The organism is Neobacillus sp. PS3-40, assembly GCF_030915485.1.
GTDB lineage: Bacteria > Bacillota > Bacilli > Bacillales > Cytobacillaceae > JAUZPL01.
Window position 1 is genome coordinate 3726320 of record NZ_CP133266.1, and the last position, 16784, is coordinate 3743103.

General features: G+C 36.6%; 20 protein-coding genes. All 20 read left to right on the forward strand.

All coding sequences use genetic code 11. The features are described 5' to 3' along the window. Nucleotides 1-450 (forward strand): flagellar export protein FliJ, encoded by a 450-nt coding sequence (gene fliJ, locus RCG20_RS18220; protein ID WP_308181536.1) that lies wholly within the window; start codon nt 1-3, stop codon nt 448-450. Between the two features lie 8 nt (nt 451-458). After that, nucleotides 459-1052, forward strand: a complete 594-nt coding sequence (locus tag RCG20_RS18225; protein WP_308181537.1) for a MotE family protein — start codon at nt 459-461, stop codon at nt 1050-1052. 28 nt (nt 1053-1080) lie between these two features. Beyond that, nucleotides 1081-2361, forward strand: coding sequence for a flagellar hook-length control protein FliK (locus RCG20_RS18230; protein WP_308181538.1), 1281 nt, complete (start codon nt 1081-1083; stop codon nt 2359-2361). A 10-nt stretch (nt 2362-2371) separates the two neighbouring features. Next, entirely contained in the window at nt 2372-3013 is a 642-nt protein-coding gene (flgD, locus tag RCG20_RS18235; protein ID WP_308181539.1) for a flagellar hook assembly protein FlgD, read from the forward strand. Nucleotides 3014-3030: 17 nt separating this feature from the next. After that, nucleotides 3031-3417, forward strand: a complete 387-nt coding sequence (locus RCG20_RS18240; RefSeq protein ID WP_308181540.1) for a TIGR02530 family flagellar biosynthesis protein — start codon at nt 3031-3033, stop codon at nt 3415-3417. A gap of 78 nt (nt 3418-3495) precedes the next feature. Then, complete coding sequence (gene flgF, locus RCG20_RS18245; protein WP_308181542.1) at nt 3496-4689, forward strand: flagellar basal-body rod protein FlgF; 1194 nt, start codon at nt 3496-3498, stop codon at nt 4687-4689. Nucleotides 4690-4737: 48 nt separating this feature from the next. Beyond that, entirely contained in the window at nt 4738-4956 is a 219-nt protein-coding gene (locus tag RCG20_RS18250) for a flagellar FlbD family protein (RefSeq protein WP_308181543.1), read from the forward strand. Between the two features lie 19 nt (nt 4957-4975). Beyond that, complete coding sequence (gene fliL, locus RCG20_RS18255; protein ID WP_308181544.1) at nt 4976-5371, forward strand: flagellar basal body-associated protein FliL; 396 nt, start codon at nt 4976-4978, stop codon at nt 5369-5371. 45 nt (nt 5372-5416) lie between these two features. Further along, nucleotides 5417-6418 carry a flagellar motor switch protein FliM gene (gene fliM / locus RCG20_RS18260; RefSeq protein ID WP_308181545.1) on the forward strand — a complete coding sequence of 334 codons (1002 nt, stop codon included), beginning with the start codon at nt 5417-5419 and terminating at the stop codon, nt 6416-6418. Beyond that, nucleotides 6405-7685, forward strand: coding sequence for a flagellar motor switch phosphatase FliY (gene fliY / locus RCG20_RS18265; protein WP_308181547.1), 1281 nt, complete (start codon nt 6405-6407; stop codon nt 7683-7685). Before fliM ends, fliY begins: the two co-directional genes overlap by 14 nt. Before the next feature lie 19 nt (nt 7686-7704). Continuing rightward, on the forward strand, nt 7705-8067 hold the full coding sequence (locus RCG20_RS18270) for a response regulator (protein ID WP_308181548.1): 363 nt from the start codon (nt 7705-7707) through the stop codon (nt 8065-8067). A gap of 27 nt (nt 8068-8094) precedes the next feature. Then, on the forward strand, nt 8095-8757 hold the full coding sequence (locus tag RCG20_RS18275) for a flagellar biosynthetic protein FliO (RefSeq protein ID WP_308181549.1): 663 nt from the start codon (nt 8095-8097) through the stop codon (nt 8755-8757). After that, nucleotides 8754-9419 (forward strand): flagellar type III secretion system pore protein FliP, encoded by a 666-nt coding sequence (fliP, locus tag RCG20_RS18280; protein WP_308181550.1) that lies wholly within the window; start codon nt 8754-8756, stop codon nt 9417-9419. Before RCG20_RS18275 ends, fliP begins: the two co-directional genes overlap by 4 nt. A 15-nt stretch (nt 9420-9434) precedes the next feature. Continuing rightward, complete coding sequence (gene fliQ, locus RCG20_RS18285) at nt 9435-9704, forward strand: flagellar biosynthesis protein FliQ (RefSeq protein ID WP_308181551.1); 270 nt, start codon at nt 9435-9437, stop codon at nt 9702-9704. Between the two features lie 4 nt (nt 9705-9708). Further along, on the forward strand, nt 9709-10485 hold the full coding sequence (gene fliR / locus RCG20_RS18290) for a flagellar biosynthetic protein FliR (RefSeq protein WP_308181552.1): 777 nt from the start codon (nt 9709-9711) through the stop codon (nt 10483-10485). After that, the gene (gene flhB / locus RCG20_RS18295) at nt 10486-11568 is read left to right on the forward strand and encodes a flagellar biosynthesis protein FlhB (protein WP_308181553.1); all 1083 of its coding nucleotides are present in this window, start codon (nt 10486-10488) and stop codon (nt 11566-11568) included. A gap of 40 nt (nt 11569-11608) precedes the next feature. Continuing rightward, nucleotides 11609-13645 carry a flagellar biosynthesis protein FlhA gene (gene flhA / locus RCG20_RS18300; RefSeq protein ID WP_308181555.1) on the forward strand — a complete coding sequence of 679 codons (2037 nt, stop codon included), beginning with the start codon at nt 11609-11611 and terminating at the stop codon, nt 13643-13645. Beyond that, the gene (gene flhF / locus RCG20_RS18305; protein WP_308181556.1) at nt 13642-14826 is read left to right on the forward strand and encodes a flagellar biosynthesis GTPase FlhF; all 1185 of its coding nucleotides are present in this window, start codon (nt 13642-13644) and stop codon (nt 14824-14826) included. Before flhA ends, flhF begins: the two co-directional genes overlap by 4 nt. Next, the gene (locus RCG20_RS18310) at nt 14823-15683 is read left to right on the forward strand and encodes a MinD/ParA family protein (RefSeq protein WP_308181557.1); all 861 of its coding nucleotides are present in this window, start codon (nt 14823-14825) and stop codon (nt 15681-15683) included. The genes flhF and RCG20_RS18310 overlap by 4 nt, the downstream gene beginning before the upstream one ends. Nucleotides 15684-15692: 9 nt before the next feature. After that, nucleotides 15693-16769, forward strand: a complete 1077-nt coding sequence (locus RCG20_RS18315) for a protein-glutamate methylesterase/protein-glutamine glutaminase (protein ID WP_308181558.1) — start codon at nt 15693-15695, stop codon at nt 16767-16769. Nucleotides 16770-16784 lie beyond the last annotated feature (15 nt).

Sequence of the window (16784 nt, forward strand, 5' to 3'; positions counted from 1 at the left end):
ATGGTGTTTCAATATAAGTTTGACAAAATCCTTCAAATTAAAGAAAAAGAAAAAGGTGAATCTTTAGCCATATATCATATGGCTGTCCGAAAATTTGAAGAGGCTGCCGAAAAACTGTATGAACTATTAAAGAAAAAGGAAGATCTCGAAATCTTTCAATCATCAAGAATAGCAGATGGCTTACCAGTTCAGGAAATCCGTCTTCATCAGCAATTTATCCTGAATTTGCAAAAAAGCATTGAATATTATCAAAAGATGGTCCAAAATGCCCGTAATCGAATGAATTTTTACCAAGAAAAGCTGATGGAAATGAATATTGAAGTAAAAAAATACGAAAAAATAAAGCAAAAAGACTTTCATGTTTATAAAAAAGATGAAAAGCTAACTGAAGGACGACAAATGGATGATATCTCGATCCAACAATTTATGAATCGGGGAAGTTGGGTGTGAGGAATTAGATGAAAAAAGAGTTGGAAGAAAAACAAGGAAAATCTTTTTTATGGTTTTTGTATGTTGTGTTTATTCCGCTTCTTTTTGCTATTACTGTTGCATTAGTTATCTGCTTTGTTGCTGGAGTAAACGTTTTGGATGCTGCAAAAGATGTTGGCCAAAAAATTCCAGTTATAGGAACCCTTGTTCAAAAGGATCATTCCAAATCGGCTACAATAAGTGATAAAGATGCAATCGAATTGCAAGGCCAAATAAAAGATAGAGAAGCGCAAATTTCTCAACTACAATCAAGTTTAGAAAATAAGAATAAAGATATTAAAGAGGCTGAACTAGAAAATATAAGACTTCAAAAAGAAATGGATGATATGACTAAAAGCCTTGCAAATAATAAGCGTGCTTTTAAAGACATTATTAAAACATATGAGACGATGTCACCAAAGAAGGTTGCTCCCATTCTTACTCAAATGAATGATAAAGAAGCTGTAAAAATTTTGAGTACAGTAAAGGCTGATACATTAGCCGCAATAATGGAAAATATGAATGCTAAGGATGCTGCAAAATATACACAGTTTTTAACAGATGGAATAGAGAAAAATAATTAATAACTATCATTTGAAGGGAGGTGAAAAAGTGCAGGTTGGTGGATTAGGGATGATAAATACGATGATTGCTGGTGAGAAAAGTTCCCCGGTAGCAAGTGGCTCTGGATTTGCAGGACTATTTGGTTCATTACTGAATACGCCAAATGTGTCTTCTGAGGTTGACTCCTTGAATCCACTGTTAAATGGATCAACAAATCAGGATCTTAAAGGCTTACTTGGTTTCTTGAATAATGAAGATGTTCTTGACTTGAAAGATGGCGTCAAACTTTTAGATCAAACATTGAATGCTGATGGTTCAGATCTTTTATCAAGTATCAAGGCTTTTCTAGGCCTCAATGACCAAGACGTAGCTGACATTCTAAAAAAACTTCAATCATTGTTAGCAAATAGTGCAGTTGATAAGGGAAAGAAAGCTGAAACGACTGACGAGAATCAGGCGGCTTCACATGTTGAAGTAACCACAGGGTCAAAGGAATTAGATGAACTACTAGCTTGTTTAAATCAAATTATTTCATTACCAATTCAAGATGTTTCTAAATTGACCAATAAGGACTTTAGTGAAGTAGTTAAGACTGTTAAACTCTATGAACTGCTAACCAAAAACCAAGATGGACAGGCAAACAATACGAAGGTAACAGATCTTATTCAGCAGACGATCCAAAAACTAGAGATATTGGTTGATCAAAATAAGGGTGCATCAAGGATAGAATATGTGCAAAAAACATTTAGCTCTTTAGCCACTGAATTACAGTCAATAAAGAATGCTGAAAAAGTACAGGATAAGAATCCGGTTCCATTTAAGCTAGATTCTACAAATGGGTTGGCACATTTACACCAAATGTCTAAACCTGAACAAATGGTGGTAATGCTTGAAAACGGTGGAAAACCTGTTTCAACTGAACAACTAATAAAGCAGTTTGAAAACATCTTGTCGAAAAGTCAGTTTTCAAATACCGGTGGAACACAACGGCTATTAATAAAGTTGAACCCTGAGAATCTTGGTTCTTTGAGAATAGAACTTATTCAGAAGGATTCTACAATTGTTGCAAGGATTATGACATCAACTGGAGCTGCAAAAGATGCCTTAGAGTCCCAATTGCAAGGACTAAAACACGCATTTAGCGCACAAAATATTCTGGTTGATCGGATTGAAGTTACCCAGCAGCAAGGGATGACCCAGCAAGAAAGATTCTTTCAAAAAGATCAGCACCAAGGTCAGCAAGGCGAAGGACAATCTCGCAGGGATCAAACAGACGATGGGGAATTTAATCAATCATTTGAAGAAGCACTTCTGAATACGGAAGTATAGGTGATCAATTATGACAAATACCATTAATTCATCTTATATGCTATCAAACTATCAAAATCAGCAAAGGAAAACAGGATCTAGTTCCTTAGGAAAAGATGACTTTTTAAAAATCCTAATGACACAATTACAAAACCAAGATCCATTAAATCCGATGCAGGATAAAGATTTTGTTGCACAAATGGCTACATTTTCATCACTTGAACAAATGACAAATATGAATAGTACCATTCAGAAGCTAGTTGATTCAGAACAACAAAATCAATTAATTTCATACAATCAATTTGTTGGAAAAGATGTTACTTGGCATAAATTAGCAACTTCTGATGATTCTAATGCCCCGCAAACTGTTGAACAAGGAACAGGTAAAGTGGTTTCCATTCAGTTTAAGGACAATAGTGTTCAATTTAAATTGGAGGATGGAACAACTTTAGATCCAGCTAATATTTCTCAAGTAAATGAAACAACGACTGAAAATTCTTTACTACAAGCAAGCTTGCTAATAGGAAAAAAAGTAACGTATTTAGATGAGCAAAAAGAAGAACGATCTGCGATGGTTAAATCTGTGTCATTTAAAGATGGAAAAACCTTGTTTCAATTAGATGATGAACTAAACACAAAAATTAGTTCACAACAGATGACGAAAATTGAATAAGTAAAGGATGTGGTAGTATGGACAAGCCTGTCTTTAGATCGGTTCTAACAAAACCGGTAAATACCCATCAACTTCGTTCAGGTACAACCAAAAGTCAAGGTACAGATACATTTTCACATCATTTGCAAACTGCAATGCAGATTGAAGGGAAATTAACAATCAGTAAGCATGCAAGTGAACGGATGCAACAAAGAGGAATTGAAATTCCTGATAGTCGCTGGAAACAAATTGAAAGTAAGATTCAAGATGCAAAGAAAATGGGAGTGAATGATTCTCTGGTACTGCTGGATAATGCAGCACTAATTGTCAGTGCTAAAAATCATACGGTTATAACAGCGATGGACCGACATGAGGCTTCAACTCAAATTTTCACGAACATAAACGGAACAATTGTACTAGATTAATTTTTAGGCTGGACCAATTATAGGAGGCCTGAGCTGTGGACTGATAGAAGCAGCTCATTATGAAGGGAGAATTTAAATATGTTACGTTCATTGTACTCTGGTATTAGTGGTATGAAAAACTTTCAAGCAAAGCTAGACGTAATTGGTAATAACATTGCCAATGTCAATACTTTTGGATTTAAAAAAAGTCGTGTAACTTTTAAAGATACGATGAACCAAACGATTGCTGGTGCAACAGCTGCCCAGACCACTCGTGGTGGTAAAAATCCTATGCAAATCGGATTAGGCTCTACCCAATCAACAATAGACACGATTCATACAGGTGGTAGCTTGCAAACAACCGGCCGTTCATTAGACCTTGGTGTTGATGGGGATGGCTATTTTGTGGTCAAGCAAGGGAATGCTCAATTTTACACTCGAGCTGGTAACCTTTACCTAGATGACAATGGTACCCTTGTGAATGCAGATGGTTTGAAGGTGCAGGCTTACCAATATGACCCATCAGGGAAAATCACAGGTACTTACGGAGATGTAGCTGTTAATGTTAATGCTACCTTACCAGCGACCAAAACAGATTCCATTACTATCTCTGGAAATTTAGATAAAAACACAATTATTGGTGATGTGTATACACAACAAGTAAAGGTTGTTGATGATGCAGGTAAGGCACAGACCATTGATGTCAATTATAAAAAGACTGCTGCAGACAAATGGGATGTTTTTTACAATAAACCTACTACAGGTATAAAGGATGCTACTATTGATTTTTCTGTGGCAACTCCTACGGTATCGCCAGCAATAATTAATCCATTTCCAGTTACAGGTTTAACAGGAAATGTCACTGTTTCCCTGCAAGGATTGACCCAAACCGCTGGGGCAGGAACGTCAGTTATTTCTGACCCTAATGGATACACAGAAGGTAAACTTGAAAGCTTTAGTATTGGATCGATGGGTGAGATAAGTGGTGTTTACTCAAATGGCGAAATTTCAAAGATTGGTCAGCTTGCACTAGCAAAATTCAGTAATGCATCTGGCTTGTCTAAAACGGGAGGGAACCTCTTCCAAGAAACGGTGAACTCAGGAACACCAGATATTAAGGCAGCGGGCGATGGACGTGGAACAATCCAATCGGGTTCACTCGAAATGTCCAACGTTGACCTTTCAGAAGAATTTACAGAAATGATCATTGCTCAACGTGGTTTCCAGGCTAATACAAAGATCATTACGACATCTGATGATATTTTACAAGAATTAGTTAACTTAAAACGATAGGTTAGGGAGGAACAGGGCTTTTAGGATTCCTATGGCCCTGAAAATGTCATGATTAAAGTAACCCGCCTGAATGGGAAACCATTTATCTTAAATGCGATTTTTATTGAAACAATCGAGTCCTTTCCTGATACGACAATCACATTATCAAACGGTAAGAAATATGTCGTAAAGGAAACAGAAAAGGATGCATTACGGTTGGTTAGGGAATTCTATCAATCTGTTAACATTCTTGGGATGCAGCAATCCGAGGAGGTAGAGGGAGATTAAAAACAAGCTGCTTAGAACGATGTTAATTATTCTAGTTTCAATAGCACTTATTGGTGGTGGTGCTGCCTACTATGTTATCCATAAAGGGCAAGAGAGCAAGGATCCATCCATCGATGATATCTTAAAAACTTCTGTTGATGTTGCTGAGATTACAACAAATCTTAAAGGTGATGACTACATTAAGATTTCGTTCAAAATCCAAACTGATAGTAAGGCTGCAAAGGATGAACTTACAAAACGGGATTTCCAGGTTAAGAACATTATTATTGAGGAGCTCTCTGAAAAGAAAGCACATGATCTTCAAGGAAAAGTTGGTAAGTTACAGCTTGAAAATATGTTGAGATCTAAAATCAATGAATTGATGCAGGATGGAAAAGTTGTGAAGGTGTATATTACCGAATCTCTCCTCCAGTAAAGACTCGAAAAATTTGAATTAGACCAAATATGGAGGTGAGGAGGCTTGTCTGGAGAAGTATTGTCCCAAAGTGAAATTGATGCTTTATTGTCTGCATTATCGACGGGTGAGATGGATGCAGATGAACTGAAAAAAGAACAATCAGAGAAAAAGATTCGAGTGTATGATTTTAAAAGAGCACTTCGATTTTCGAAGGATCAGATTCGTAGTTTAACAAGGATACATGAAAATTTCGCAAGATTGTTAACAACCTTTTTTTCTGCTCAGCTTCGAACGTATGTACAAATAACCGTTGCTTCGGCAGATCAGATTCCTTATGAAGAATTTATTCGATCTATCCCGAAGATGACCATTTTAAATGTTTTTGAAGTACAGCCATTAGATGGAAGAATCCTAATGGAAGTCAATCCGAATATTGCCTATGCAATGCTCGATCGTTTGTTAGGCGGGCGTGGATCAAGTGTTAATAAAATTGATAATTTAACCGAAATTGAAACGAAAATCATGTCTAACACATTTGAACGAGCAATTGAAAATTTACGAGAAGCATGGGCAGCATTATGTGAGATTGACCCAATGTTAACAGATTTTGAAGTCAATCCTCAATTTCTTCAAATGGTTTCACCAAATGAAACGGTTGTGGTTATTTCCTTAAATACAGTAATTGGAGAAACCAGCGGTATGATTAATATTTGCATCCCGCATGTGGTTCTTGAACCGATTATTCCAAAGCTATCAGTACATTACCAGATGCAATCTGAGAAGAAAGAAAGAGAGCCAGAGAAAATGGCTCTCATTGAAAAGAGTATTCAGAGAGCAGATGTTCAGATTTCATGTGAGCTTGGTTCATCTGATATTTCTATTCAAGATTTTCTCATGTTAGATGTCGGGGATGTCATTGAGCTAAATCAGAAAATTGATCAACCATTGATCTTGAAAATTGGCGAGATTCCAAAATTTATTGGACAACCAGGAAAAACAAACAAAAAATTAGCCATTCAAGTATTGGATACATTGAAGGGGGTCCATTCCTATGATGAGCGGTGACATGCTCTCTCAAGATGAAATTGATGCTTTATTACGGGGAACAGATGATGATGAAAGCTCTGAATCTATTGACCCAACAAACTTTGAAGACCTCCTTACCTTAATGGAAAAGGATGCATTAGGGGAAATCGGTAATATTTCCTTTGGCAGTTCAGCAACAGCCTTGTCTACTCTATTAAATCAAAAAGTAGAAATCACAACGCCAACTGTTGCAGTTGTTTCTAAAGAAAACCTCAGTGATGAGTTCCCGATTCCATATGTGGGAATCCAAGTAAGTTACACACAAGGATTTTCTGGTAGCAATGTACTGGTAATTAAACAAAGTGATGCAGCTATAATTGTTGATTTAATGTTAGGTGGAGAAGGAACAAACCCATCTGAATTAATGGATGAAATTCAATTAAGTGCTGTACAAGAGGCAATGAATCAAATGATGGGGTCTGCGGCAACATCAATGTCAACGGTATTCAATAAAAGGGTGGATATTTCACCACCTACAATTAATGTCCTTGATATAGAGCATGGTCAAGGAACAGATCAATTACCTGATGATGAGTTGTTTGCGAAAGTTTCCTTTCGTTTAAAAGTTGGCTCATTAATTGATTCAACCATTATGCAACTTTTACCACTTGATTTTGCTAAAGAACTTGTAAATGAATTAATGAATCCAACTCAATATAAAACTGAAGAACCTACTCAATATTCTAAAGATAGTTCTTCTGAAATAATTACAAATTCAGGTAATCAACAGCATTTTAATGAAATAGCTGGAGAAACAAATACAGGTTTCTCTTCTAATCAATCAAGTAACATGTACCAGCATGAGGGAGAGGGCATAAATCCGTATCCTCCTCAAGCACGGCCTGCTGCTCAGCAGTATCAGCAGCACCCTGGATACCAAAGTGGACCACAGCATATTGGAACCGCTTTTCACGGGGCAGAACAGCCAAGTGTGCAGCCTGCGGTATTTTCAACCTTTGAGCCTCAACAGATACAGGGAACAGATACAAAAAATTTAAGTATGCTCTTAGATATTCCACTGCAAGTGACGGTCGAACTTGGAAGAACAAAGAGGACCGTACAAGAAATATTAGAAATTTCATCTGGATCGATTATTGAATTGGACAAGCTTGCTGGGGAACCGGTTGATATTCTCGTAAATAGCAGGTTAATCGCCAAGGGTGAAGTGGTTGTAATTGATGAAAACTTTGGGGTAAGAGTTACAGATATTATTAGTCAAACAGACAGATTAAAAAACTTACGATAACAAACTGGGGGTATATAAGATGGCACATAAGATATTGATTGTAGATGACGCAGCATTTATGAGAATGATGATCAAGGATATTTTAAGCAAAAACGGTTATCAGGTAGTAGGTGAAGCAGCCGATGGTGCTCAAGCAATTGAAAAATACAAAGAGTGTGCTCCTGATCTAGTTACAATGGATATAACTATGCCTGAAATGGACGGGATTACCGCGCTTAAGGAAATTAAAAAAGTAAATCCAAATGTTAAGGTTATTATGTGTTCTGCAATGGGTCAGCAGGCAATGGTTATTGATGCAATTCAAGCAGGGGCAAGAGATTTTATTGTAAAGCCCTTTCAGGCTGATCGTGTCCTAGAAGCTATTTCGAAAGTATTGAGTTAGGAAAAAATAATTAGAGGGTGTAGCGCCTTGTTTAACATTCAAAAATGGTTAAAAGTAGCGCTTATCGTTTTCATTGCTCTGCTTAGCACAGGACAAGTTGCTTTTGCAGAGCCAATGAACAATAGTGTAAAAGACTACTATAAACATCCAGAAAAATATAATGAAAAAGACATTGCTCCAACTAAAAAATCTGTTAAAGCACAAGAATCAGATAAAATAGGTATAACATTTTGGGATTTCCTAAGGATGATTTTTGCCACCATTTTTGTGATAGCCCTTATCTATTTCCTGTTGAAGTTTATCAATAAGAAAAGCAAGGTATTTAAATCGACTCAGCTTGTGGAGAACTTAGGAGGAACAACTCTTGGAGCGAATCGATCCGTTCAGATAGTGAAAATTGGTAATCAATTATTTATTGTTGGCGTGGGTGAAAACGTACAGTTGTTGAAAGAAATTGACGATCCAGAAGAACATCGCCAAATCCTCACAGATTATAATAGCAAAATGGAACAACTAGTTCAGCCAAGCGATATTGTGACAAAGATAATTGAAAGAACGAAGAAATGGCAAGTGTCAAAAGATGAAAATGCTACTTTTTCATCCCTTTTTAAGAATCAACTTGAAGAAATTTCGAAGGGGAGAAAAAGGTTATTTGATGATATGGAGAAGAAAGGGCCAAACAAACAATGAACCAATTCATGGAATTTTTCAACAGCAGTGCACCAGAGAATGTATCAACTTCAGTTAAGTTACTGCTGCTTCTTACCGTGTTATCGATAGCTCCAAGCATTTTAATATTAATGACATGCTTTACGAGAATTGTGATTGTTCTTTCCTTTGTCAGAACGGCGCTTGCTACCCAGCAAATGCCGCCAAACCAAGTCATTGTCGGACTATCCTTGTTTTTAACTTTTTTTATTATGGCACCAACCTTTCATGAGGTAAATCAAAAAGCACTAACACCGTTGTTCAATGAAAAAATAACACTCGAACAAGCTTATGACCGCGCTTCAGAACCATTTAAAGATTTTATGAGCGCACAAACAAGGCAGAAAGATCTAGCATTATTTTTAGATTACGCAAAGGTAGATAAGCCTAAATCCATTAAGGATATACCCTTAACAGCACTAGTCCCAGCATTCGCCATTAGTGAAATAAAAACAGCCTTTCAAATTGGATTTATGATCTTTATTCCATTCTTGGTCATCGATATGGTGGTTGCGAGCATTCTAATGTCAATGGGAATGATGATGCTACCGCCTGTAATGATATCACTACCATTTAAAATACTCCTATTTGTAATGGTTGATGGATGGTATTTAGTTGTAAAGTCTCTATTAGAAAGCTTTTAAGCAGGTGAAGTAAAAATGAGTTCAGAATCAGTTATAGCAATAGCGGAACGTGGAATCTACACGGTATTAATTGTTTGTGGACCACTTATTTTAATAGCATTAGTTGTTGGATTGCTCATTAGTATTTTCCAAGCAACAACGCAAATTCAAGAGCAAACACTTGCATTTGTACCGAAAATTGTGGCTGTCCTTTTAGGAGTTGTGGTCTTTGGACCATGGATGTTAAGTCATATGCTTTCATATGCAAAAGAAATTTTCTCTAATTTAACAAGATTTGTAGGATGAAATTATGAATGAATTGCTGCCACAGTTCCCTGCATTCTTATTAATTTTTGTAAGAGTTACTTCGTTTTTTTTAATGATGCCGATCTTTTCATACCGCACAATACCGACAGTGCACAAAATAGGGTTTGGATTTTTCCTTTCCTGGCTTATCTTTTATGCAATCCATCCACCGTTACTCGAAATTAATGGTCCCTTTTTTTTTCTCATTATTAAAGAGGCCTTGGTGGGCCTAATAATCGGCTTTGTTGCATATTTGATTTTAGCTGCCATCCAAATAGCCGGTGGGTTTATTGATTTCCAATTGGGCTTCGCAATTGCAAATGTCATTGATCCGCAAACAGGAGCACAAAGCCCATTGATGGGACAATATTTGCATACAATTGGTCTATTATTATTGCTTTCTATTAATGGCCATCATTTATTAATCGATGGTATTTATAATAGCTATCATTTCATTCCAATTAATCAAGCATGGCTTCCGCTTGGTAGTAAAGATGTAATTGAATTTATGCTTAGATCTTTTGGTTCCATGTTCATTATAGCTTTCCAAATGTCCATTCCAGTTGTGGGTTGTCTTTTTTTAGTTGATGTTGCACTAGGCATTGTTGCTAGAACCGTCCCGCAGCTAAACATTTTTGTAGTTGGTATCCCAGTAAAAATTGTAGTAGGTTTTATTCTAATTATTGCTGGACTGGGAGTTATGATGACAGTTGTTTCCAGTTTGTTTGAGACAATGCTCTATACCATGCGTGGAATGCTTGAGTTGCTTGGGGGTTCGTAGATGAAGCTTTATTCAGTTGACTTACAATTCTTTTCCGGAGAAAAAACAGAAAAGGCAACCCCTAAAAAAAGGCAGGAAGCTAGAAAAAAAGGGCAAACAGCTAAGAGTCAAGATATTAATACAGCAGTTGTACTTCTTGCGGTCTTTTTTTTCATGTCAATGGCTGGAGGTTTTATGAAAAAGGGGATTTTTACATTATTTGAAAATTCCTTTCAAGGGAACTTACGTATGGACTTAACAGAAGGTAACATTCAAGGTATGTTTTTGGGTATATTGAAGGAGCTTGCCATTTATATCGGTCCCATTTTATTAGTTGCATTACTTGCTGGAGTTATTTCGAATTTTTCTCAAGTAGGGTTTATGTTTACAAGTGAAGCGATTCAGCCAAAGTTAGAAAAAATTAACCCAATAAGTGGCTTTAAAAGAGTTTTTTCCATGAGGGCAATTGTGGAATTAATGAAGTCAATCTTAAAAATTGGTTTTATTGGTATCATTACTTTTTCAGTTTTGTGGAAAAGGATGGATGAAATTCTTGTCCTTTCTCAAAAGTCGATTGGATCAGCGCTAGCAACCTTAAGTAGTTTAACCATTCAAATGGGGTTATTTGCTTCGGGTGCACTTCTCTTTTTAGCAATTTTGGATTTTCTCTATCAGAAATTTGACTTTGAAAAGAATATTCGAATGTCGAAACAGGACATTAAGGATGAATATAAAAATACAGAAGGTGACCCTCTCATTAAATCACGCATCAAGCAAATGCAACGGGAGATAGCCATGCGCCGAATGATGCAAGAGGTACCAAAAGCGGATGTAGTAATAACAAATCCAACTCATTTTGCCATTGCAATTAGATATGATGAATCTAAGCGGGATGCTCCCTTTGTAGTAGCTAAAGGGGTTGACTTTATCGCCCAAAAAATTAAAATGGTTGCCAAAGAAAATGATGTCATGACAGTTGAAAACCGACCGTTAGCTAGAGCATTATATAGCCAAACAGAAATTGGTGATGCCATTCCAGAAGAGTTTTTTAAAGCGGTAGCAGAAATCCTTGCATTTGTATATAAAGTAAAAAACAAGATTTAAGTTTAGTAGGTAAGCAGCTGGGTTTGAAGGAGAGAATAGTATGAAAGCAAGAGACCTATCAGTATTGCTAAGTGTTATATTAATCATCGCTATGTTAATCATACCATTTCCAACATGGCTACTTAGTATATTGATTATTTTAAATATCACTTTGGCATTATTAGTATTACTTATTTCAATGAATATGACAGAACCTCTCCAATTTTCTGTTTTCCCATCCCTATTGCTATTATTAACATTGTTTCGGCTTGGTTTAAATGTTTCAACAACAAGAGCTATTCTTTCACATGGGGATGCTGGCGGCGTCGTAGAAACATTTGGAACATTTGTTGTTGGCGGAAATATTATTGTTGGTCTTGTTTTGTTTTTAATTTTAATAATTATCCAATTTATCGTTATTACAAAAGGATCTGAGCGTGTATCAGAAGTCGCTGCACGGTTTACGCTAGATGCGATGCCCGGTAAACAAATGAGTATTGATGCTGATTTGAATGCTGGTATGATTTCTGAAATTCAGGCTAAAGAACGTCGTGAAAAGGTAGGCCAGGAAGCAGACTTTTACGGGGCAATGGATGGTGCTAGTAAATTTGTAAAAGGTGATGCCATCGCTGGAATTATTATTGTTATTATTAACCTTACAGTTGGTATCATTATTGGTATGCTGCAACAGGGAATGGGTATTGCTGAAGCAGCTAAACACTTTTCTTTATTGACCGTTGGGGATGGTATTGTCAGCCAAATACCTGCATTGCTTATTTCGACAGCAACAGGGATTGTTGTAACAAGAGCAGCGTCTGATGGAAATCTAGGGAAAGATATCACTTCCCAGCTCTTAGCTTATCCACAAATGCTTTATGTTGCAGGTGGAACGATTCTCCTTTTGGGACTATTTACCCCTATAAATGATATTTTGACAATTCCTGTTGCAGGTTTGCTAGGATTTGGTGGTTATATGTTATCAAGGGTTCCAGCGCCTAATAAAGAACAACTCCAACAGCAAGAGGACGAAATTCAAACAGATGAAATGAAAAGCCCTGAGAGTGTAATAACACTCTTAAATATGGATCCAATTGAATTTGAGTTTGGATATGGGTTGATTCCAATCGCTGATACAAATCAAGGCGGCGATTTATTAGATCGGATTGTAATGATCCGAAGGCAGCTTGCTATTGAACTTGGTTTAGTGATCCCTGTTGTAAGAATTCGTGACAACATTCAACTCCAGCCTAATGAATATCGTCTAAAAATAAAAGGGAATGAAATGGCTAGAGGAGAACTTCTTCTTGATCATTATTTAGCCATGAGCCCGGGGATCGAAGATGAATCAATAGAAGGAATAGATACGATAGAGCCGTCATTTGGCCTCCCAGCTAAATGGATTACGGAAGAGATGAAGGAACGAGCAGAAATTTTCGGTTATACCGTAGTTGATCCTCCTTCCGTTGTTTCAACGCATATTACTGAAGTAATTAAAGCGAATGCTCACGACTTATTGGGAAGACAAGAGACAAAACAACTAACAGACCATTTAAAAGATGGTTATCCAATCCTTGTTGAAGAAGTAACGCCATCACCACTCTCAATTGGTGATGTTCAAAAAGTACTCGCGAAACTATTGAAAGAGAACGTGTCGATTCGCAACCTACCGATAATCTTTGAAACTCTCGCAGACTTTGGTAAAGTAACAAGTGACACGGATATTCTTGCCGAATATGTCAGACAAGCATTGGCACGTCAAATTACCAATCAACATGTTGGTCAAGGGGCGATGTTAAAGGTTGCAACCTTGTCTGGGAAAATAGAAAAAACAATTGCTGATGCGATTCAACAAACCGAGCATGGAAACTATTTATCATTGGATCCAAGTATTTCCCAAAGAATATTAGAGTCGATTGCATCCCAAGTTGAGCAATTTTCTATGCTAGAACAATCACCAATAGTGCTTTGCTCGCCGGCTGTAAGGATGTATGTTAGACAGCTTACAGAACGTTATTTTCCGAAAGTACCAATACTGTCTTATAATGAGTTGGAAGCAAATGTGGAAGTACAAAGCGTTGGGGTGGTGAATATGGATTGAAAATAAAAAAGTTTACAGCGAGTTCCATGCCTGATGCGATGAAAACTGTCAAAAATGAGTTAGGAAATGATGCTGTCATTTTAAATTCACGGATCGTTTTTACAGGTGGAATCTTAGGATTCTTTCGAAAAAAAAGTTTCGAAGTAATTGCGGCAGTTGATCAAAAAGTGCAACAAGATATAAAACCAATTCTTAAAGAAAAGCCGAAAATGGCAGTGCATGTTCCTGCAAATATAGCGAAGGAACAAATGATAGTGAAACAAGAAAAGCCGAACAGTCAAATTTTATCCAGTTCAAAACAGACAGAAAATATATTAAAGGAAATTAATGAATTAAAAACGCTGATCAAATCATCTCAATCTGATTCTGGACAAATTCTGTCAGCCTATCCACAACCAATACAAGAAATTCAAACTTTAATGCATCAACATGAATTCTCACCATCATTGAAAGAGAAATTCACTTTATCCATGATGGAAAAATGGTTTTCTAGTAACTCAAATAATGCGAACGAGGATTTGCTGGGTCAGTTCAAAGAAGAAATTACTCGTTTTTTATTGGACAAACCTTTTGGAGGTATTTCATTTACGAAAAAGTATGTTAATGTCATTGGACCCACAGGGGTAGGCAAAACAACAACATTAGCTAAAATTGCGGCAGACTGTATATTGAACCATAAGAAGAAGGTTGCTTTTATTACAACAGATACGTATCGGATTGGCGCAATTGAACAACTAAAAACATATGCACAAATCCTCAATGTCCCAGTAGAAGTTTGCTATAGCCTTGAAGATTTCCAAACTGCAAAGAAAAAATTCACAGCCTACGACGTTATTCTTATTGATACAGCGGGGCGTAATTTTAGAAATAAAAAATACATTGAAGACTTACATCAAGTGATTGATTTTAATTTAGAGGTGGAATCTTTCCTCGTTTTGGCCCTAACGGCAAAACAAAAAGATATGGAAGACATTTACCAACAATTTTCTTCTATCCAAATAAATAAATTTATTTTTACAAAAGTTGATGAAACATCTGCTTATGGATCGATGATGAACATGGTTGAAAAATTCAACATAGGTGTAGCGTATATTACAACAGGACAAAATGTCCCTGATGATATGATTCCCGCAAGCCCTGAGGCTATTGCGAGTTTAATTACTAGTGGTCTACCGACATGAGGGACCAAGCGGAAAACTTACGAATTAAGTTGATGGGACATGCAGCGAAGACAAACACAAAAGCTATTGCGGTCGTAAGTGGAAAAGGTGGGGTTGGAAAGTCGAATTTTTCATTAAATTTTTCAATTACACTGTCAAAACGTGGATTTCGTGTTTTATTATTCGACATGGATGTTGGGATGGGCAATCTTGATATTTTAATGGGAAGATCTTCAGAAAAAACAATCGTCGATTACTTAAGGGGTTCGTCCGATTTAAAGGATATTATAATGAATGGGCCAGAAGGAATTAAGTATATTGGTGGAGGAACAGCCCTTAGTCAGCTAGTGGAAATGAATCGTTTAGCTGATTTGGCTGACGAATTGGATACTTTTTTGGGTGAATATGATTTTCTTATTTTTGATATGGGAGCTGGCGTTAACGAAGATTCTTTGAAATTTTTATTATCTGTGCATGAAATCTTTGTTGTTACTACTCCAGAACCTACTTCAATAATGGATGCATATTCAACAATGAAATATCTACACTTGCTTGATCCTAGTCTCCCATTTTATATTGTTGCAAATCGAGTTCAATCTATCAAAGAAGGAAAAGAAACGATTAATAGACTCACAAATGTATTGAAAAAGTTCCTGGATAAGGAGCCATTATATTTAGGGGTTTTACCAGATGATCGGACTGTTCAACAGGCAGTAAAGAGGCAGATTCCTTTTATAACTTTTAATCCTAAGTCATTGATCTCAAGTGCGCTAGAGGATCTAGTTAACCGCTATGTTCAGCAAAAAACACAAGAAACAGTATCATATACATCTATATCATTTGTGTCAAAGTTAAAGAAATTTCTCTTTGAAAGGTAGAGTATGAATATGGAAAAAATAAAGGTTCTTGTCGCTGATGATTCGGCATTTATGAGAAAGCTAATTCAGGATATTCTTTCAATGTCTAGTCAAATTGAAATAGTCGGTACAGCTCGTAACGGTGAAGATGTGATTAAAAAGATCAAAAATTTGAAACCAGATGTTGTGACTATGGATGTTGAAATGCCTATATTAAATGGGATTGATGCCTTGAAGATAATAATGAAGGATGCACCCGTTCCGGTTGTTATGCTCTCAAGTACGACTCAAAAGGGAGCAGATAATACACTCCTTGCTATTCAATACGGTGCAGTCGATTTTATCGCAAAACCATCGGGTTCGCTTTCTCTTGATCTAGCAAAAATTAGTGGAGAAATAATTGAGAAGGTTATTTCAGCAAGCAAAGCGAATTTACGCAGTCTTTCTAGCAATACTAGAGAGAAAAAAATATTTTCTTCACAAATACCAAATTGTAGTAAAATAGAACTAAATACAAGATTAGTCTGGGAAAGTACAACAAAGAAAATTATTTGTATTGGGACATCAACTGGTGGCCCAAGAGCCCTGCAAGCGGTACTAACCAAACTCCCAGCAGATCTTAGAGCACCACTGCTAATTGTTCAGCATATGCCGCCAGGGTTTACAAGATCATTGGCAAGCCGACTTGATTCTTTATCAAAAATTACAGTTAAGGAAGCAGAAAATGATGAACTCTTGGAAAATGGTACAGCCTATATTGCTCCTGGGGGATACCATTTAACTGTAAAGAGAAGTGCTAGGGGGCTTGTTATTCAACTTGATCAGACACTTCCAATAAATGGGCACCGTCCATCTGTTGATACATTGTTTGAGTCTATTAGTAAAATTGCGGATTATGCGAAAATTGCTGTTATTATGACTGGGATGGGAGCGGATGGGTCCAAGGGTTTAATCCACTTGAACAACTCTGGAAAATTAAAAGTAATTGCTGAATCAATAGATTCTTCCATTGTTTTTGGGATGCCAAAAGCAGCTATTTCTACCAATCTAGTCAATGAAGTACAGAATGTAGAGGATATCGCAAAAACTATTTTAAAATATGTTTAACACTTAGGGGTGATG